15 protein-coding genes are annotated in these 18,900 nt (G+C 64.4%); 2 read left to right on the top strand and 13 right to left on the bottom strand.

Going from position 1 to position 18,900, the window contains the following annotated elements; translation table 11 throughout:
• From GO707_RS07185 to gltX, 8 genes are all read right to left on the bottom strand, one after another.
• Positions 1–753 (bottom strand): type IV secretory system conjugative DNA transfer family protein (locus GO707_RS07185; RefSeq protein ID WP_198161040.1); only part of this gene is annotated, 753 nt, incomplete at its 3' end.
• Positions 740–1,201, bottom strand: coding sequence for a PcfB family protein (locus GO707_RS07180; protein ID WP_223900327.1), 462 nt, complete (start codon positions 1,199–1,201; stop codon positions 740–742). The genes GO707_RS07185 and GO707_RS07180, both read right to left, overlap by 14 nt.
• Positions 1,202–1,271: 70 nt before the next feature.
• A complete protein-coding gene (locus tag GO707_RS07175; protein ID WP_198161039.1) occupies positions 1,272–1,988 on the bottom strand; it encodes an antirestriction protein ArdA in 717 nt (238 codons plus the stop codon).
• A complete protein-coding gene (locus GO707_RS07170; protein ID WP_157012649.1) occupies positions 1,969–3,051 on the bottom strand; it encodes a DNA cytosine methyltransferase in 1,083 nt (360 codons plus the stop codon). The genes GO707_RS07175 and GO707_RS07170 overlap by 20 nt, the downstream gene beginning before the upstream one ends.
• A 1-nt stretch (position 3,052) precedes the next feature.
• Positions 3,053–3,394: a DUF7768 domain-containing protein gene (locus GO707_RS07165; protein WP_157012648.1), complete on the bottom strand. Its 342-nt coding sequence runs from the start codon at positions 3,392–3,394 to the stop codon at positions 3,053–3,055.
• 285 nt (positions 3,395–3,679) lie between these two features.
• Positions 3,680–5,113, bottom strand: coding sequence for a ParB/RepB/Spo0J family partition protein (locus tag GO707_RS07160; protein ID WP_157012647.1), 1,434 nt, complete (start codon positions 5,111–5,113; stop codon positions 3,680–3,682).
• Positions 5,114–5,486: 373 nt separating this feature from the next.
• A complete protein-coding gene (locus GO707_RS07155; RefSeq protein ID WP_114548423.1) occupies positions 5,487–6,737 on the bottom strand; it encodes a hypothetical protein in 1,251 nt (416 codons plus the stop codon).
• 30 nt (positions 6,738–6,767) lie between these two features.
• Complete coding sequence (gene gltX / locus GO707_RS07150; RefSeq protein ID WP_157012646.1) at positions 6,768–8,390, bottom strand: glutamate--tRNA ligase; 1,623 nt, start codon at positions 8,388–8,390, stop codon at positions 6,768–6,770.
• A gap of 322 nt (positions 8,391–8,712) precedes the next feature.
• Here gltX and GO707_RS07145 point away from each other — a divergent pair, with 322 nt between their 5' ends.
• Entirely contained in the window at positions 8,713–11,010 is a 2,298-nt protein-coding gene (locus tag GO707_RS07145) for a hypothetical protein (RefSeq protein ID WP_114548421.1), read from the top strand.
• Between the two features lie 88 nt (positions 11,011–11,098).
• On the opposite strand, the gene GO707_RS07140 is transcribed toward GO707_RS07145, so the two are convergent.
• The 3 genes from GO707_RS07140 to mfd all read right to left on the bottom strand — a co-directional run bounded on the left by GO707_RS07140 (position 11,099) and on the right by mfd (position 16,854).
• Positions 11,099–11,545, bottom strand: a complete 447-nt coding sequence (locus GO707_RS07140) for a hypothetical protein (protein WP_114548420.1) — start codon at positions 11,543–11,545, stop codon at positions 11,099–11,101.
• Between the two features lie 263 nt (positions 11,546–11,808).
• Positions 11,809–12,828, bottom strand: a complete 1,020-nt coding sequence (locus GO707_RS07135; RefSeq protein WP_223900326.1) for an EamA family transporter — start codon at positions 12,826–12,828, stop codon at positions 11,809–11,811.
• Positions 12,829–12,978: 150 nt separating this feature from the next.
• On the bottom strand, positions 12,979–16,854 hold the full coding sequence (gene mfd / locus GO707_RS07130) for a transcription-repair coupling factor (RefSeq protein WP_223900325.1): 3,876 nt from the start codon (positions 16,852–16,854) through the stop codon (positions 12,979–12,981).
• Between the two features lie 252 nt (positions 16,855–17,106).
• On the opposite strand from mfd, the gene nth reads away from it, so the two are divergent.
• Complete coding sequence (gene nth / locus GO707_RS07125) at positions 17,107–17,769, top strand: endonuclease III (protein WP_114548417.1); 663 nt, start codon at positions 17,107–17,109, stop codon at positions 17,767–17,769.
• A 69-nt stretch (positions 17,770–17,838) separates the two neighbouring features.
• Here nth and GO707_RS07120 read toward each other — a convergent pair whose 3' ends face one another.
• A complete protein-coding gene (locus tag GO707_RS07120; RefSeq protein ID WP_114548416.1) occupies positions 17,839–18,339 on the bottom strand; it encodes a hydrogenase maturation protease in 501 nt (166 codons plus the stop codon).
• Positions 18,340–18,348: 9 nt separating this feature from the next.
• Positions 18,349–18,795, bottom strand: coding sequence for a viscotoxin-A3 (locus tag GO707_RS07115; RefSeq protein ID WP_232325686.1), 447 nt, complete (start codon positions 18,793–18,795; stop codon positions 18,349–18,351).
• Positions 18,796–18,900 lie beyond the last annotated feature (105 nt).

The following is an 18,900-nucleotide window of genomic DNA, read 5'->3' as shown; positions in this document are numbered from 1 at the left end:
GTCCAAGGCCAAATCCCAGGAGGTCGTTCTGCGCCCTCCGCCCTCTACTCGCCCTTTATCCCATATTTGAAAAGGAAGGTAAAGAGCGCGGCCACTGCGCGAGAAGTGGCGAAAACAATATACGAGGGGGTTATAGTGCATGGATTTGGAGAAGTCGATGCTGTTGAATACCTTGATCTTGTACCCCCGGTTTTGGAGGAAAGTTCCCACCTGCCCTAACACGCTGCCCTTGGGATCGACCACCACATAGGAGGAATGGGCCTGCAAAAGCTGGGGAGTGAGCCAGAACCGGGTCTTGCCCGAGCCGGACGAGCCGATCCCGCAGAAATTAAGGTTGCGGGCGTTGGCGGGATTTTTCGGGCGGGTATTCATGGTGAGCCGTTCCGTGGCGGTCAACAGCATATTGTTTTCAAACTTGGGATCGACAAAGGGCTTGATGTCCTTTTCGTTTCCCCAACGGGCGCTGCCGTACTCCGCGTCACGCCGGTACTTTTTGGCGTTCTTGCTTTTGAAATGGATCAGCAGCCGGAACGCCAGCGCACCCACGATGCCCACCAGCCAGTCAAAGGGAACAATGCCGGGGGCGAGATCCGCAAAGACCGGGCCAATGGTCTGACCCAGCCCGATCAGCTTATGGGCAAAATCGCTGCCCGCAGCCAGACGATAAGCTGTACCCAGCTTGAGGAACGCCCAGCCGATGAACACATAGGGAATGTTGGGCAGCAGATATTTTCGCAGCTTATCTGTCACCATGGCCCACCTCCTTGCTGCGTTCCTTTTCCCGGACCGGCTGACGCGCCAGCGCCTCGGCGGCCTGTTTGAGCTGTTCACGGATCGGTAGGCGGTTGGATTTTGCTTTGTTCAGCACCATCCGGGAATATTCGGAAAAACAGGCGGTCATGGCATCCGCCTGTGAGGACTTGAAAAAGAGCAGGTACTTGTCCGGCCCTGTTTTATAAAAGGCGTAGTCAATGCCCCATTTCCGGGCGGCGCGGTCAAACAGCTTCGGCGCTTCGATCTCCACGCTGTTGGTGGCCGCACCATGCGCCATGAGCTTTTTGACGCTCTGCTTGCCGTGGGGTGTCTGTCTTGCCCGGTATGCCTTGGCGATTTTCCTGCCGATGGGCCGAAGCACATAGGCAAGGCCACGGGCGGTCAGCTTCGTGGCCCGCATCGTGATCGCTATCGTCCGCTGGGACACATCTTCATTGATCAGCTATATCGCCTCCTTCCGCGTCAGGCACTTTGGGACACTTTGTCCCGAAGTGCCGTTATCTTTCCTCCCGGTCACTTTTCTGCTGCTCCTTGAATAGCTGTGGAAAACAGCGCCGGGCGGCCTCCTGGTAATACGCCATCTGCTCCCGAATCGGAACAGGCGGAAAGGCGAACACCCGGTCCTCTTTGGGTATATCCGTTTTCCCGTGGTAGATCTCCTCGAAGCTGTCGCCGGAACGGATCATGTAGCCGCCATTGATATACCGGCCATTTTCATTGATCCGCGCATCCCGCCCATAGGCTTCAAAATCGAAGTAGGGCAGAATGGGCTCCGGCACGTCCAGCATTTCCATATCCTCCACATAGATATGTCCCAGCGTTTCATCGTCGGTGATGCCGCGGTAGAAATCGTAGCAGCCGATGTTATGGACAAGATTGATGAGGTCGCCCACGCTGGCCGTGTGCTCGCCCGCGCTGACGGCGGCGCTGAAAATATCCAGCTCGCTTTCATTCAGCTCAGAGAGCAGGTGGGCAAGATGGTTCAGCTCGTCGATGTCCGCGTATTCACCAAGGCTTTGCGCAAGGCCGGGAATATCTGAAACATATTCCGCCATGAAGTATTCCTCATACCGCAGGCCCTCCACACCGATGCGCTTCAGCACCGCCTGCACCTCCTCGGTGGCGGCGGGAAACTTCAGCGGCTCGCTCAAAAGCTCACCCTCGTTGTACTTTCCGAGGTTTGTCACATAGGCTTCAAAAATGATGATCAGCACCTCCTCCCAAAACCTCCGCGATCCCCGCCATGATGTACTCGGCGCAGGGCAGCGCGATGGCGTTCCCCAGCGCACGGTAACGGTGGGAGGACAAAATTTCCTCACCGTTCACGCCGTACTTTGTCCAGCCTTCCGGCAGGCCCATGAGCCGCTCACACTCCGTTTCCGTGGGGAAACGGATACAGCCCCCGGCGGGATCGTCCGCATACCAAAAGGCAAAGGGGCTGACATCACTGGCTAAAAGAGTGGGAAAAGGGTCAGTTGGCAGTCCAAAGCTGTTTCGGAACGCTTCGCTTGACCGCTCTTTTGCCGACGCCCGCATACGGAAGCATTGAAAGGGTCGGGTGACTGGTACGCGCCGCCCTGCTTCAATAAAAGAGCCTCGATCTCCGCAGGAGGAGGACAGCCCGCGATCTCCGCAAGGCGCAGAAAATGGCTGCACTGGGCGGGGCTTAAACAGTATTTCGTGGGAACGCCGTCCTCCAAAGTCTGCCACAAGAAAGATTCGCTGCCGTCGTGCCAGCCGGAGCTTTGCCCAATGCTGGGCGTCCATGAGCCGCCATGCGAGATCGGGCGCTCCCCCTCGCACCATGCCGGCTCCTGCCCATCTTCCAGAAGCAGGCATTGGAACATCGGCGGCTGTGAACGCGGATAGGACGGCTCTAAAATCCATCCGGTCATTTGAAGAAAACGCTCCCATGACGTTTTCCCAAACAGCGATAACTGGAAACAGTCCATTGGTCGCCTCCCTCATTTCTCGAATGATGCGGATGGCATGAAAGAACAGGCTGGATTTTTCCCCCGCAAGGCCCGTGCGGTTGCCGATCTGTGAGAGATTTTGACACGGTGAGCCGAAAGTGATGACGTGGACGGGCGGGATCGCCCCGCCGTCCAGCTTTGTCACGTCGCCCAAATGCGCCATGTGGGGGAAGTGGCGGCTGGTGATGGACACCGGCGCTTTCTCGATCTCACTGGCCCATACCGGCTCGACGCCGCAGCGTACAGCCGCCAGCGGGAACACGCCGATCCCGTCAAACAGGCTGCCCAGCCGAAGCTCCGCCATCTTATTTGCGGCCCTGCCCCTTGACGGTCAGGATGCCTTCAAGGGTAGTGGCGGTGATACCCAGCCGCTGGGCCACGGCGATGTCGTTTTTCATGGCCTCGGTGACGGTATGGCCGCAGACCACCAGCACATGGGAACGGCGCAGCAGGTTACGGCTCATGTCGATGCCGTCTTTGTGTTCCTCGGGAATGGCGTCGTTGAGGATCAGGGGCAGGTACAGGGTCGGGCAGATGGGCGAAAAGCCCGCCTTGTAGACGGTGCGGCAATACTTCGCCGCCAGTTCCGCGTTTTCGCAATCGTCGCCGCTCCATGCGGCGGTAATATACGCAAGGGGTCGTTTCATGTTTAGAACCTCCATATTTTATAAATTGTGTTCAGCCCTATCCCCCCGCCCTTTCCCATTCTTGGGAAAGGGGGTGGCTCTGGAGGATATATGCCCCCGCCGCGCCGCCGGGGTTAGCACAGCCGGGACAGGCCGTCAAGGGCTGGCCGCCGCAAACGGCGGTGCGATGCACCCTTGACTGCCCGGCCCGCCCGTGCCGGGGAATGGGCGGCGACGGGGGATATATACCAGCAGAGCCACGGGCAAAAGGGCGTGAAAAAACCTCGGGACAATCTGTCTCGAGGTTTACTTCTCCAGATCCGCTTTCTTTTCAGGCTTGCCCAGCTCGGGCGGCTGCTTGGCCTTCCAGTCATCCAGCAGAGAGATGATCTGCTCTTTCATCTTGGCGGGAGTGACCTCCTTGCCAAAATACTTTTCCAGTTCCGCAGTAGAAATGATCACGCCGCGATCCTCCTTTTTCTTTTCAGATAAGATTCCGTCGATAATGTCGCCGTTGAGCTTGCCCGCCTGGTCCAGTTCCCGCAGCCTTTTCGCCTGTGCGTGGGAGGGCGAGGACTGCTCGCCGTCAATGGAGACGGCGATAAGCCGCTGGTTTTTCGGCTTGATGTAGGAGATCTCCACAGCGGGCATGAAGCCCAGCTTTTTATCATCCACCTTGTTCAGCAGCTCCGGGACAAGGGAGTTGAGCCGGATATAACGCATGACCTTTTTATAGTTCATGCCGTTATTTTCTCCCACGATCTCAACGGAGCGTTTGCCGATGTCGCCGGGGGCTACATTGTCCAGCCGCCCGCCCTGGTGCTTGATGGCCTCCACTTCCAGATCCAGCAGCTTTGCCAGTTCGCTGGGCAGGGGATCGCCGCGCTGCTTGTTGCTGTTTTTCATCTCGCGGACGGCCTCAATGTCGGTCATGTCCCGCACGATACAGGGCAGCTCGTCCAGACCGGCCAGCTCACTGCCGCGATGGCGGCGGTGGCCCGCCACGATCTCATAGCCGCTGCCGTCCTTTTCCGGGCGGACGGTGGCGGGGGTCATAACGCCATGCTCCTTGATGGTGCTGACCAAATCGGTCATGGCCGCGTTGTCCTCCACCTTGAACGGGTGGTCCCGGAAGGTATGGAACGGGTGCAGCTCGGAGAGCTTCAGATAGATGACCTTGCCCTCCTCCACAGGGCGTGGCGGGGGCGTCGGCGCTGCCGGAGCCTGCTCCTGCGCGGGAGCAGCGGCGGAAATGCTTCCGCCCTTATCTGCGGTAGCTTTTTCGCTGCCGCTTCGGGACACTTTGTCTCGAGGTTTGGGCGGCGTGGCCTTGTCAGGGGCCGCCTTGTCAGCCTTGGGTGGGCGGCCCCTGCGGGGCGTCGCCGCCTTCGTGTCCTTGTCCTCGGACACAGCCTTTTCCTTCGGGGGACGGCCCCGGCGGGGCTTGGGCTGCTCGGGTTCCGGCTTGGTTTTTTCCTCTTTGCCGCCTTCAGCCGATGGTTCAGGCGGCGATTCCTGTTCCACCTTTTCACGGGCGGCATCGCGGCGCTCCTTCAATAACTCGTCGATCTTTTCAAAAGAAATCACCACGTCGCCGGGGTCCGGCTGGGCAGGGCCGTCATGCACCGGCTGGGAAATATCGCCCGACAAGTCCGGGGCAGGGGCACCGGGGACGTCAGGCGTACTGGCCTCCGGTGCCGCCTGCGGCTCTGACTCCAGAGGGCGCTTTTCTTCTGCCATTTGCTAACCTCCTTAAATTTCATCGTTTTGCACAAAGTTTTCTCCGAAAATTTTGCTATTATTTTTTGAAAATTTTCGCCTCCTTTTCGGGCCATCCACGCAAAAAAGCCGCCCGTTTTCCTCAACGGACGGCTTTCTGCGTAATGTGATAGCTCTGTTTTATTTTCTTCCGGTATTGCAGGCCCCGGAAAGCCTTGATATTACAGCGTTCCTAATAAGAACTAATCATAGGAATCCTTTCCTTCCGGTCAACCTTCGTAGGGGGCGACCTCGGTCGCCCCTCATCATCAGGAAAAATCTCTCTGGTTGGAAGGGGCGACCAAGGTCGCCCCCTACGGATCTAATGCACTGGCGTCCACGCAGGTGGTTGCCCTTACCCCTGGGCCACGGGGGTGGCGGTGGCGGCGAAGAGCTCGAGGTACTGGCCGTTGCTGACCGTGACCGTCTGCTCGCCGCCGGGAATGACGTACTTGGTGTCCACAATGGAGTCGTCATCGAAGTCGAGGTTCTTCATGACGAAGGCCGCCGAGTCCTCGTCGGTCTCGCCCTCGCCCACCGTGGCCGCGGTGATGGTGTAGCTGCCCGCGGGGATATCGATGCCCACACGGTAGCAGCCGTTGGTATAGGGCGCCGTCGGGTTAGTGGAGGTGGAAGGAGCCGGGTACATGGTCGCCTCGTCGCCGGGATCGAACACGATGAGGTCTCCTTCGTCCAGGTCAACGAAGTAGTTGCCGAAGTACTGCACGGAGTCATCGAGGCTGTAGCGGCCGTCGTCCCCGTCGAACACGTAGTAGTGGGAGAGCTTCTCGTTGGAGCCTTCCAAATAATACAGGCCGGCGGGAATCTGACCCTGGGGTCCTACGGTGTAGAAGCCCTTGGCACAAACATCGCCCTCGCCCGGCTCGCCCGCCGCGACGCCGTCGGCCTCGAACACCGAGGCGATCTCGTCGAGGGTGAAGCTGCCGTAGGGCGAGGCGTCCTCGTCGGTACCGTAGCTGTCCTCGGGAGCCCACATGTCGGTGTCGCCGAAGTCGTAATCGTAATTGTAGTCATAACCGTCATCGTAGCTGTTGTAGCTGTCGTAGCTGCTGTCGTAGTCGGCCAGGGCCATGATACCCACGCAGCTGGCACAGCCGCCCATGCCGATGACGAGGCCCACGGCCAGTCCCAACAGAAACCACGGCCAGCGGCGCTTCTGATTGGGATTGGGCGGCTCGTAGCCCGGATAGATGTTCTGCGCGGGGGCCGGGGGCACCGGGGGCTGATTGCCCGCGCCGTAGGTGCCATAGCCTGCGGCATCGTAGGGCGCGTAGGTCGGCTGCTGGGCCGCGGCCTGGGCATAAGGGGCGTAGGGCTGCTGAGCGGGCTGTGCCGCGGCGGCGTCGTAGTAGGGCTGCGTCGGCGCCGTCGCCGCAGACGCCGGCCGCGCGACCTCGGGAGGCACCGCTGCAGGCGCGGGCGCGGCCTCGGGCTGGGGCGCGGACGCCCCGAAGGCGGCGAAGGGGTTCTCGGGTGCGGCAGCTGCCGGCTGCATCGGCTGCGCCGGCGCGGCCTCGGGCTGGGACGCCGGCTGTTGGGGTTCCGGCGCGCCGGAAGCGCTCGGGGTGTTGCTATTCTCGTCCATGGTCTTCGACCTTTCTGGTTTGCGCGCCCGCTAGTTGGCGCGCTCGCTGAACACGGTTTCGGTGACGCCGTCGATGCGGGCGACGATGTCGGCGGGATCCATCAGCATCATGGCCTCGAACAGAGGCGGCGACACCATGTTGCCGCACACGGCCACGCGCAAGGGCTGGAACAAGAGCTTCGGCTTGAGCCCCGCCTCCTCGCCGGCGGCACGGCAGAGCTCCTCGAGCGCCTCGGCGTCCCACGGGTTGTCGTCGTCGGCGAGAATGCCGCGACAGATGGCGAGCGCCTCATCGGCCCGCGCCCCTTCCTTCAAAAGCACCTTCTGGACGCTCTTCTCGTCGAGCACCACCGAGTCGCCCCAGAACAGAAACGCCAGCTTGGCGGGAATCTCGTCCAGGTGCGCCAGGCGCTCGGCAACAAGCGGGTACATGGCCTCGTAGAACTCGCGATCGTCGTCCACGTCGACCAGGCACGCCTCCCAGGTGTCGGCGTCCACGCCCTCGCCGGGCAGATGCAACTCGCGGGCGGCCGCTTCCGCCTCCTCCTTGGCGGGCGTCGGCACGACGGTGATGCCGTCCGGCACGTTCGACCCATCCAGGTTGGTCTGGGCGAGCCAGGGCTTGGCGGCATCGACCCAGGCGGCAGCGCCCATGTCGCGGATATAGACGCCGTTCATCCAGTCGAGCTTCTTCTCGTCGAAGATGGAGTGCTTCTTCGTGATGCGATCGAGCGAGAAGGTGCGGCAGAGCTCCGCCGGCGGGATGATGGTGGTCTCGCCGTCGAGCGACCAGCCGAGCAGCGCCAGGAAGTTCACGAGAGCGTCGGGCAGATACCCCCGGTCGCGGTACTCTTCGACATTGGTGGCACCGTGGCGCTTCGAGAGCTTCTTGCCGTCGGGGCCCAAGATCATGGACAGATGCGCGAACAGCGGCACCTCGGCGCCGAGCGCCTCGTAGATGAGCACCTGGCGCGGGGTGTTGGAGAGATGGTCGTCGCCGCGGATGACGTGGGTGATGGCCATGTTCACATCGTCGCAGACCACAGCGAAGTTGTAGGTGAACGTGCCGTCGGTGCGGCGCAGGATCATGTCGTCCATCACATCGATGGGGAAGCTCATGTCGCCGTAGACGGCATCCTTGAACGTGACCGGACCGTGGTCGTCGGGCACTTTCAAGCGCCAGACATGGGGCTCGCCGGCAGCGATGCGCGCGGAGGCCTCGTCGGCCGGAATGGCGCGACAGGTGCGGTCGTAGCCCGCGTAACCTCCCTCGGTTTTCTCGGCGGCCTCGCGCTTGGCGTCCAGCTCCTCCTTGGTGCAGAAGCAAGGATAAGCGGCGCCGGCGTCGATGAGCTTCTGCAGCGCTGCCTCGTACGTGTCGGTGCGCTGGGTCTGGAAATAGGGGCCGCAAGGTCCGCCCACCTCCGGGCCCTCGTCCCAATCGAGGCCCATCCACTTCAGCGCGCGCAGAATGATCTGGGTGTTCTCCTCGGTGGAACGCTCCGGGTCGGTGTCCTCGATGCGCAGCACGAAGGTGCCTCCGGTAGCCCGGGCGAAGGCCCAGTTGTAGATGGCGGTGCGAGCGCCGCCGATGTGCAGCTTGCCGGTGGGAGAAGGCGCGAAGCGGACGCGCACGGGCTTGGTCGTGGTCATGGGTTTCCTTCAGTCCTCGGGGTCGATTCAGGTAATAGCGCCAGTATAGCACGGGGGCTGAGCCATCATTCATTGACCACATCCGACTCGGCGACGGTTCGGTACAGGGCTCGTGTCCGCAGCGCAACGGAGCCGTGACGCTCCGTGACAGTTCGGCGGTGGGGCCGTATCGGTTGGACAGCAGCCCTAAGGCGACACCGGAGCGGGCCTAGACTGAAGGAGCTATGGGAGGGGCTTCGGCTTCGCACGGGCGCCCGCGAAGGACGCGCCGGCTATGCCCCGTTCCACACGTTCCCACGACGCCGTAAGAGAGGAAATCGCCATGGCCCCGTACCGTTCCGTACATGCCTTCACCGTCCGCTTCTTTCCGCACTCGTCGGTGTCCCTCCGCTGGGTTGTTGCCGCGTTCGCCCTTCTCGCCGCTCTCTGCTGGGCGTCCCCTGCCTGGGCCGTGGACAGCGCTGTCTTCGCCTCGGGCGCGGGCACCGAGGCCGACCCCTACCTCATCGAGAATGCAAGTCAGATAGCGGCCTTCCGCGATGCCGTGAACGCAGGCGACGACTATGACGGCAAATACGTGGCCCCCGGCGCCGACGTGGATCTCGAGGGCGCCGAGTGGACGCCCATCGGCGCCGGCACGCGCAAGAGCAGCGGCATCGCCGAGGGCAGCACACCTTTCGCTGGCACCTTCGACGGCGCGGGCCACACCGTGAGCGGCCTGAAGATCACTTCGACCCAGGGCGCCGACTACGCCATCGGACTCTTCGGCATTCTGGACGGGGCCACCGTGAAGAACCTCACCGTGGCCGACGCGAAGATCGCCGTGCCTCAAAGCGAGCTGGCGGGCATCCTCTGCGGCATGTTGGCGAACGATTCCACTGTATCCGGCGTAAACGTCTACGGATCCGTTTCCGGCAAGGCGGGCGTGGGCGGCATCGCGGGGCGCATGACGCTATCCGGCGCCATCGAGAACTGCGAGAACAGCGCCTCGGTCACCGCCGCGGGCGGCGTGGGCAACGCCGGCGGTATCGTGGGCGCCGCCTACTACACCACCCCCACCGGCCGCATGGCCATCACCGGATGCCGCAACAGCGGGAGCATTTCCGGCACCGACTGCATCGGCGGCATCGCCGGCCTCAGCGCGACCTTCGTGTCGAATTGCGAGAACAGCGGCGCCATTGCCGGCACGAGCTACTCTGTCGGCGGCATCGTCGGCGAGCAGAAGAACTACGGCGCCGTGAGCGGCTGCACCAATTCCGGGGCGGTTTCCACGAGTAACGCCAGTGCCTACGGCATCGGGGGCATCGTGGGATGGGCCCGCTACGACGGCGCCGCCCCAGCCTACGCCACCAGCGCGCCCATCACGGTGACCGGCTGCGCCAACAGCGCCTCCGTGCAAGGCGGCAGCTGCGCCGGCGGCATCGTTGGCACGTTCTACAACGCGGGCACCGTAAGCGGGAACGCCAATACGGCCGCGTCCATCACCAGCTCGAGCTTCGCCGGGGGCATCGTGGGCAACCTGCAGAACGCCGACATCTCGTCGCTGCCCTCCACGGTGCCCGAGGGCATCCTTGTGGAGAACAACGTGAGCGCCACCCCGCTCAATGCCATCACGGCTCCCTTGAAGGGCCCCTACGCCTACAACAACACGCCGAGCGATTTCACCGTGCGCGACAACGGGAGCGCCTGGGTGGCCCAGGCCGGAGCGACGCGCTACGCCACACTCGCGGGCGCCTTCGCAACGGCCCCCGATCACAGCACCATTAAGCTCGTCAGCAGCGTGAGCGACCAGCCGACCCTCTCCGTTTCCGACGGCCGCGAGCTCACCCTGGATCTGGCTGGCTTCAACCTCTTCTTCGCCACGGACGGCAGTCTGTCCCTTCAGGATGGAGCCCTGACGGTAACCGGACAGGGCGACGTGGCGACCGCCGAGGGAGCCGACGGCAAGCCCGAGCCTTTGGCCACCGTAAGCGGCACAGGGTCACTCGCGCTTAAGGGCGGCAGTTACAACCAGGACGTAGCGCCCTATGTGGCCGATTCCTACGCCGAGTTCGTCCCCGCCGACGCTCACGCGACGGCCCCCTTTTCCGTCGTGCCCGTCTCAACGGCCAAGCACAACGCCCAGGCCGTCGTTCACGATGGAGGCAAGACCGTTTACTATGGTGACGCCGGCGCAGCCCGAACAGCAGCGGCCGCTGCCCCTGGCGCCACCGTGGAGGAGCTGAAAGCCCCGAGCACGCCATCGGGCAACGAGGGCGGCGAGGGCAACCCGAGCGACGGACAGACGGGAACGACAAACGACGGGCAGCCGAGCGGAGACGCCAACGCGAATGCCGGGGACAAGACAGATGGCAGCACCGCAGCCGACGACCAGACCGACGGCAACGGGACGAAGGGCGCGGACAAGGATGACGCCTCTAAGGCGACAGCCAAACCCAGCACATCCAGCGCGGCGTCTGGCACGCATACTTACCGCAGCAGCTCGACCGCCTACCGCGGCGTTCCACAGACTGGAGACGCGGCCACCGATGCGCTGCTCGCCGTGGGAGCTCTGGCCGTCGTCTCGGGCGGCGCCGCGGCCCTCGCCCGCGCCCGCATGAAGCGTGCCCGGGCCAAGTAGCGTAGCTCGGCATCGCTCGCACCGTAAGCCACAATCGCCGTGGCTCCTCTTTACCTGAGAGCGCACATCGAGGCCGTCGCCCTGACCACTACCTCCTCGTCGGCCTCCCCACGGAAACGGGCAACTCCCGCAGGGCCTCCATTACCTCAGCGGCGGCTTCCTCGGCTTGCAACTGCCGGGGCATGTCGAGGCCCGCGCGCTCGAAGGCCTCGGCCAGCGCGGCAGCGTAGTCGCGCTTGTGGGCATCGTTGAGCGCCTTCCACGGAATGCCCTTGAACCAAGCGGCCACCTCCCCGTTGAAGGGCACGCGTCCTTGCAGCATGAGCGCCATGATGACAGGGTATCCCGCGTAGCCCTGCCAGAACGTCGCGTTGTCGTTGGAGCGGTAGCGTTCCTCGTCGTCCCAGGTCACCCGGTACTCCTTCGACCCGTCCGACGACCGCACGATAAGCGCTTCCGGACTCAAATCGTAGCGATCGTCGGCCAGGGCCGTCCACGCCTCGTACACTTTCTCAACCGGCGGCAATTTTTCCATGAGATACTCCTTGTATCGCACTTTCTCGTTCTGCCCATTATGACTCCACTGCTTCGGTTCAACGCAAAACTGCCACTCATCAGTTATGTTGCAAGCCTTCCAGTTATGGTCATTTCATGTGTGCCCATTTACAAAGTGCCTGCTCATAGAGTTATCCACAGCGAAAACGAGACACTGCCGCGACATAACTGCGGTTTGACGCTGCTACGATCCCCGCCCTACTTCGATCCATCTAAAAAACAAGGGGCACCATGGCGGTACTTTTAGCGGGCGCCTGAGCGCTTCCTTTTGCCTTCGGAATTCTGCCCGGAGAGGGAGACGAGGGCGATCATGGCGGCCATGAGGACAAGGCCGATCCAATCCCAGGCAGAGAACGGAGTGTGCAGCCACAAGGCAGCGATGACCATGGCACCGGCCGGCTCAGCCACGCCCAGAAGGCTCCCCTTCACCGAGCCCACGAGCGACACGCCGTAGAGGAACAGCCCGAAAGCAGCAAAGGTACCCAGAACGCCCACGCCACCGACAAGAGCGAGCCAGCCTGTAGCGTCCATGTCGGGAACGAGACTGCCGGCGGTGCCGAAAAGGTCGGCGAGAATCGAGCCCGCAGCGCCGAGGGCGACAGAAGGGGCGGCGAGCAGCGAAACGATCGCCTCTCCGATGAGCCACACGAGAATGGCGACAATACCGCTAATGACCATCCCGCAGGCGATGACGGTGGGGCGATCCCATCGGCCGTAGAGCCGTTGGGGCGCCATGATGTAGAGCGTCTCGGACAAGGCGTTGGCAATGCCCCAAGCCAAGCCCGCCACCGGCAGCACGATGACGCCCCAGTCTCCCTGGGTGGCGATGAGCGTCGCGGCGGCCATCGCGCACATCAGCCCGACAAAGTCGGCGACGCGCGGCAGACGGCGCGCTCGGGCGCAGGTGATAAGCATGACGAACACCGTGCAGGTGGCCTGGAGCACCGTGGCCGTGCCGGCGTTAGTGAGGGCGACCGACACCGCGTAGGTGATCTGCGAGAGGTACAGCCCCACGCCGAACAGAACGAGCGTCGGACGGGCGGCGGGGCTCCCCAGCAGCGAGAGCAGAGCCTCGCGACGCGTAACGAATACGAAGACGGCGAACAGCAGGGCCGCCACGCCGGCACGTACGGCGGAGATGAAGGCGGAGCTTACCTCGTAACTCTCCGCGAGAAACTGGATACAGGCTCCTGAGAATCCCCACAGCGTCGCACCCGCCAGGGCACATACCACCCCTCGCCAGAAGACCTTAGAAGCGTTCACCGCCGTCTCACCTCCGTGCAATCCATCGAAATCCGTTGCCGCAGAGGCAGCATACACCATCCCATGCACAAGGAGCCAGAGAGGACGCACCTTCGACCGCTACGGGCAAAGCGACCTCCCTACTGCCGCCCTTGGCACTTGGCGGCGCGGCTATCGTCTTTCTTCGCGCTTGGCGGCACGGGCGGCGCGCTTGGCGGCCAAACGCTCGCGGGCGGCATCGCCCTTGGCGAGGTTGTTGGCGCGCCGTTCGCTGCGCCCCGTGGGGCGAGTGGGAGCGGGAGTGGCTGACGCTGAGCCCTTGGCCGTGTCCTGGCCCAGGGCGGACCGAGATCCGCCCCTGCGGGAATCGGTCGGGGCATTTTGCGAAACAGCCTTAGCAGAGCCTGTCCGAGCATTTTTGGAAACGCCCGCAGCGGGATCTGTTGCGATACCCCGGGGGACAGAAGAGGCAGGATCGGAGGCAAAGCCGGAAGCGCCGCCCTCCATCTCCGCGAAAGGAGCCCCCTCTTCGGCGTCGGTCTCGCCGAAGAGTTTCTCCAGGAAGTGCACGATAGCCGGAAGCAGGTTGTCGCGTTCCTCCTCCGAGAAGTAGCGCAGCGGCAGCGTCAGTTTGCGCTTGTCCGTCTGGTAGCGGCCGGCCGCGCGGCGCAGGGGCTTCATGGCAGCAGCGGGGATGTCGATGGGCTCCACGATGAGCTTGCCCGCCGCCACGGAGATGAGCTTGACCCCGTGCTCGTTGGCGAAGGCCTTCAGCCATGCGCGCTCGAAGAGGTTGGCCGCCGCCTCGGGCATCTCGGGGGCCTTGGCGAGCATATCCTCGCGGAGGGCGGCCACTTCCTCCACCGTGGAAGCCGAAGCCAGCTTGCGGTACCACAGCACCCGGGCGTCGGCGTCGGGAATGTACTCCTCGGGCAGGTAGGCGTGACCGGGGATGTTCACGGTGATGTCGGAAAGCGCCGGCGGCAGCTCGCCTGAGGCGCCCACGCCCTCGCGCGTCTCGTTCACGGCCTGGTTGAGCATCTGGGCAAACAGATCGAAGCCCACGGCTGACATATTGCCGGACTGCTCGGCGCCGAGCATCGAGCCGGCCCCGCGAATCTCCAGATCGCGCATGGCGATGCGCATGCCGCTGCCCAAATCCTGATGCTCGTTGATGGCGGTGAGGCGCGCGGCGGCCTCTTCGGTCAAAGGCACGTTCTCGGGGAACATGAAGTAGGCGTAGGCCTGGGTGGACGAGCGGCCTACGCGGCCCTTCAGCTGGTACATCTGGGCGAGGCCCAGACGCTGGGCGTCCTCGATGATGAGCGTGTTGGTGTGGGGGTTGTCGATGCCGCTCTCGATGATGGTGGTGGCCACGAGCACGTCCAGCTCGCCGGCGGCGAACTCCTCCATCACCTGCTCCAGCTCCTCCTTGGTCATCTGCCCGTGGGCCACGCCGACCCGCGCCTCCCCGGCGGCGGCATGCACGCGATCGACCGCCTCGTCGATGGAGCGCACGCGGTTGGACACGTAGTACACCTGGCCGCCCCGCGCCAACTCGTAGCGGATGGCGGCCGATACGACGTCGGGATCCCACTCCCCCACGTGCACCTCCACGGGGCGCCGCTCGTCGGGCGGCGTTAGGATGAGCGACATGTCGCGCACCCCCGACAGCGACATCTGCATGGTGCGCGGGATGGGGGTGGCCGACAACGTCAGCACGTCGATGGACTCGCGCAAGTTCTTCAGCTGCTCTTTGTGCTGCACGCCGAAGCGCTGCTCCTCGTCGATGATGACCAGCCCCAGATCGTGCGGGTTCACGTCGCGCGAGAGCAGCCGGTGCGTGCCCACGAGCACCTGCACGTCGCCTTTGGCGAAGCCCTCCAGCGCTGCTTTCTGCTGCTCGGGCGTGCGGAAGCGCGAGAGCACTTCCACGGTGACGTCGAAGGGGTCGAAGCGGTCCTTGAAGGAGGTGTAGTGCTGCTGGGCCAGAATGGTGGTCGGACAGAGCACCATCACCTGCTTGCTGTCCTGGGTGGCCTTGAAGGCGGCGCGCAGGGCCACCTCGGTCTTGCCGAAGCCGACGTCTCCGCAGATGAGACGGTCCATCGGTCGCGGCGATTCCATGTCGTGCTTCACATCGGCGATGGCGGCGAGCTGGTCGCGGGTCTCGGTGTAGGGGAAGGCCTCCTCCATCTCGCGCTGCCAGGGGGTGTCCGGCGAGAAGCGGAAGCCCTGGGTGGCGGCGCGGCGGGCGTAGACGTCCACGAGGTCGAAGGCGAGCTTCTTGGTGGCCTTGCGGGCGCGGTTCATGGCCCGCGCCCAGTCGCTCGTGTTCAGGCGGGTAAGACGGGGGCTGCCGCCTTCCGGCCCCACGTAACGGGTCACGCGGTCGAGCTGCTCCACGGGGACGAACAGCTTGTCGCCCTCGGCGTATTCCAGCTGCAGGTAGTCGCGCTCGGTGCCGTCCACCTCGCGGCGCACCAGATCGCGGAAAAAAGCGATGCCGTGGGCCGCGTGCACCACGTAGTCGCCGGGCTTGAACGGGAAGGTGACCTCGGTGGCATCCACGCGGGAGCGCACGCGGCGGCTGGCGGCGCGCGAGCCCTGGGTGTCGGCGGCCGACACCAGCGCGAGATGCGCCTTCGGGATGATCATGCCGAGCGGGATGTCGTTGTCCACGATGTTGACGACCCCGCGCCGCAGGCGGCGTTTGGCCTGAGCCGGGGTGTCGGCCTCTGTGCTTTCGGGTTGCGACTCGCCATCGTCCAAATGCTCTGGCTGCACAATCTGGATGGGAATACCGTGGTCGACGAAGGCGTGGCGCATGGTCTCGCGGGCGCGCAAGTTCGGGGCCGAGAAGACGATGGTGTAACGGTCGGCGGCGAGGCTCTTCAGCTTGCCGAATATTTTGTCGGGCATCCCGGCCACATCGACGCGCTTCACCGGCAGCTCGTCGTCCAGCGCGCCGCCGACCCGCATGATGGAGACATAAGTGGCCCGCACCTCGCCCCCGAAGTCCAACGCCGCCGGCTCGGCGAACAGGCCCGCGAGCGCAATGTTGGTACCCCGGGCGCGCTCGGCGATGTCGTCTGCCGCATGGGCCGCATCGTCGAAGAGCGAACGCGGCTCGATGAGGGCCGCGCACGTGCCCGCTCCGGCGTAGGCGCCCAGCGTCACCGGCTTCTTGTACAGAAACGGCAGCACCACATCGGCGCCGTCGAAGCGCAGCCCCCCTTCGAGTTTCTCCAACACATCGCGCAGAGCCGGGTTAGTGAGCGCCGGCTTCTCCAGGGCGCGCCGCGCGTCGGCCAGCGCCCGGGGGGAGGTGGGGAACTCGGAGACGGGGTAAACCTCCACGGAGGGTAGCGAAGAGATGGTCTGCCCCGTGGCGGGCACAATGCGGCGGATCTCGTCCAGCTCGTCGCCGAAGAAGTCGAGCCGCACCGGAAAGGACAGGTTGCCGGGGAACACATCCACGGTGCCGCCGCGCACGGCGAAGGTGCCCGGACCGTCCAGCTCGCCGGTGTTGGCGTAGCCGGCGGCCTCCAGGGCGCGGGGCAGGTCGCCCAGCTCCTCGACGCCCTCGACGCCCATATCCTCAAGCTCCTCGCCGGCCGTAAGCGCGATCGGCCGCGCAGCGTTCGCCTCTACCGGCGGCAACAGGCACAGCAGCGCCCGGGCGCTCGCCACCACCACGACTTCGCGGCCGCTCTTAAGCGCCCAGGCGGCCTCCATGCGCTGGGCGATGACGCGGCGATCGGCCGGCTTGGGGTCGAAGGGGTAATCCGCGCGCTCCGGGAAGCGCAGCACGCGCTCCTCCCCCACATAGGCGGCCACGTTGCGGGCGAAGGCGACGGCGGCGTCCTCGCCGGCCACGACGACGAGCGTGGGCTGGGGCGCATGGGCGAAGCGGGCCGCCACGAGGAAGGGCCGCGCCGAGGCGGCCACGCCCAAGGTGGCGTCCTCGCCGGCATCGAGCTTTCCCCAGAACGTATCCAGACAGCCGGATTTCTCCAGCGTGAAGGCGAGCGAATCGATGAGCACAGTGGTCTCTTTTCCAGTAGGGCAAACGGCAAAAGCCGCCCGAGCGGGCGGTCGGCGCCCGGGATGAGCGCCTCGCACAGTGTAGCGCACTGGGGCGTGCAGCGACGCGAACGGGGGGCCAATAGTAGCAAAGAAGTAAACCGTCCCGCCGCGATTCCCCTAACTATTCCTCGAGAAGGAGCCCGCGCTGTGCGACAATAGCGAAAACGACACAGCGCCGACGCAGGCCGGCGCAAAAGGTAAGGAGGCAGCATGGCACGGGAATCCCTGGCGAGCAAGCGGGAGCGGGCGGCGGCCATCGAGGAGCGCATGTTCGAGCACTACGGGCCTGGGAAAGCGTCGCTGGACTATCGCACGCCCTTCGAGCTCACCGTGGCCGTGGTGCTGTCGGCCCAGTGTACCGACGCCGCCGTGAACAAGGTGACGCCGCGCCTGTTCGCGGCCTTCCCTACCCCAGCGGCCATGGCGACCGCCTCCTCCGACGAAGTGGCGGAGATCATCCACTCGCTGGGGTTCTTCCGGAGCAAGGCAAAGAACCTCGTGGCGCTCGCCCAAATGGTGACGGCGGATTTCGGCGGTGAGGTGCCCGCCGACGTGGATGAGCTGCAGAAGCTGCCCGGCGTGGGCCGCAAGACCGCCAACTGCGTCATGTGCGAGGCCTTCAAGGATCCCCAGGGCATCGCCGTGGACACCCACGTCTTCCGCATCGCCCATCGGCTGAAGCTGGCCGGGCCCTCAGCTGACACGCCGCAGAAGGTGGAGGACATCCTTCTGAAGGTGTACCCGCGCGAGCAGTGGCTGTTCATCAACCACCAGTGGGTGCATTTCGGCCGCGAGTTCTGCCGCGCCCGCAACCCCCGCTGCGCCGACTGCATCGTCGGCGATCTGTGCCCCACCCGAGGCCAGTGGGGGTAGGACCCTTTCCCCTTCCATAGCGGATAGTCGCCGTCTTACCCCCGTAGGGGGCGACCTTGGTCGCCCCTTCTATTTCTTCTGCAAGGGGAAGCCGCGGCGGTGCAGCTCGGCCACGACGGTTTCCACCAGCAGGGGCAGGGCGGCGGCGCATTCGGGGGTGAGCCCCACAACGAACTGCTCCGGGGAGGGATTGCCCACCTGCATGCCCAGGCAGAAGCCCTCGGCCTCGTATCCCATGAGCGAGGCGGCATCGAACAAATCGACGAGCTTCAAATCGTGCAGCGACGCCTCGGGGCCCGAGTGGCGCGCCATGGCATCCGGCTCGAAACGGTACACCGTGCCCGGCGCGTCGCCCGTGCCGTCCACGGCGTCCACCGTGAGGATGACATCGCAACGCTCCACGTAGGGCAGCATGTCCAGCGACATGCAGCCGACGTCCACCAGCGTCACGTTCTCGGGGATGTCATAGCCGGCAAGTATCTCGTCGTAGGCCGCCGGGCCCACCCCGTCGTCCAGCATGAGCCGGTTCCCGACGAAGAACACCGCCGCCGTGCGCTCGCTCGCTTCCATGCTGCCTCCTTAGGCCCAGGTATCCAGCGTCGGGCGCAGATCCAAATTGTACCAGGTGGCAAACGCCACGATGGCCACGGCGATGATCGCGCCAACAACGGCCCAGATGCGCTCCCGCCGCAGGTAGGTCTCGCGGCTCACCCCCATGTTCTCGGTCCGGTGCGCCGCGAAAGGCTGGGCCACAATGGCGAACACCACGGTAGCGGCCACCAAGCCCGCGACCATGAGCACGGCCAGCACCACGTTCATCACCGTCGGCTCCACCGTGGCCGCGTAAATCACGTTGTCCGCGAACAGCCACGCGACGAAGAAGAGGAACGCCGCCCACATCCCATGGGCCGGCCCCCACACAGGCGCCAAAAACAGCGCCCCCAGGTTCACCCGCGGCAAACCCGCGAGAAACTTCTCCTCTTCGGCAATCTGCTCGTCGGTCAATGGCTCGCCCATGTCGTCCATCTTTCCTCTCGTTGATCGGCGGCACGTCGGGTGGCCCCTCCGTGCGCTCGCCGTTATTTCCAATCCCGCCTTATCATTGCCAGGGCATCCTATCCGGGTTCCAGC

Source organism: Adlercreutzia rubneri (assembly GCF_009755265.1).
GTDB classification, from domain to species: domain Bacteria; phylum Actinomycetota; class Coriobacteriia; order Coriobacteriales; family Eggerthellaceae; genus Adlercreutzia; species Adlercreutzia rubneri.
Note: the sequence above shows the minus strand (reverse complement) of the source record. Positions and strands in the feature narration are given on the sequence as shown.

Coding starts and splice junctions, on each gene's coding strand:
- GO707_RS07170 (WP_157012649.1), bottom strand. CDS start 3,051: ATGGCGGAGCTTCGGCTGGGCAGCCTGTTTGACGGGATCGGCGTGTTC.
- GO707_RS07165 (WP_157012648.1), bottom strand. CDS start 3,394: ATGAAACGACCCCTTGCGTATATTACCGCCGCATGGAGCGGCGACGAT.
- GO707_RS07160 (WP_157012647.1), bottom strand. CDS start 5,113: ATGGCAGAAGAAAAGCGCCCTCTGGAGTCAGAGCCGCAGGCGGCACCG.
- GO707_RS07155 (WP_114548423.1), bottom strand. CDS start 6,737: ATGGACGAGAATAGCAACACCCCGAGCGCTTCCGGCGCGCCGGAACCC.
- gltX (WP_157012646.1), bottom strand. CDS start 8,390: ATGACCACGACCAAGCCCGTGCGCGTCCGCTTCGCGCCTTCTCCCACC.
- GO707_RS07145 (WP_114548421.1), top strand. CDS start 8,713: ATGGCCCCGTACCGTTCCGTACATGCCTTCACCGTCCGCTTCTTTCCG.
- GO707_RS07140 (WP_114548420.1), bottom strand. CDS start 11,545: ATGGAAAAATTGCCGCCGGTTGAGAAAGTGTACGAGGCGTGGACGGCC.
- nth (WP_114548417.1), top strand. CDS start 17,107: ATGGCACGGGAATCCCTGGCGAGCAAGCGGGAGCGGGCGGCGGCCATC.
- GO707_RS07120 (WP_114548416.1), bottom strand. CDS start 18,339: ATGGAAGCGAGCGAGCGCACGGCGGCGGTGTTCTTCGTCGGGAACCGG.
- GO707_RS07115 (WP_232325686.1), bottom strand. CDS start 18,795: ATGGACGACATGGGCGAGCCATTGACCGACGAGCAGATTGCCGAAGAG.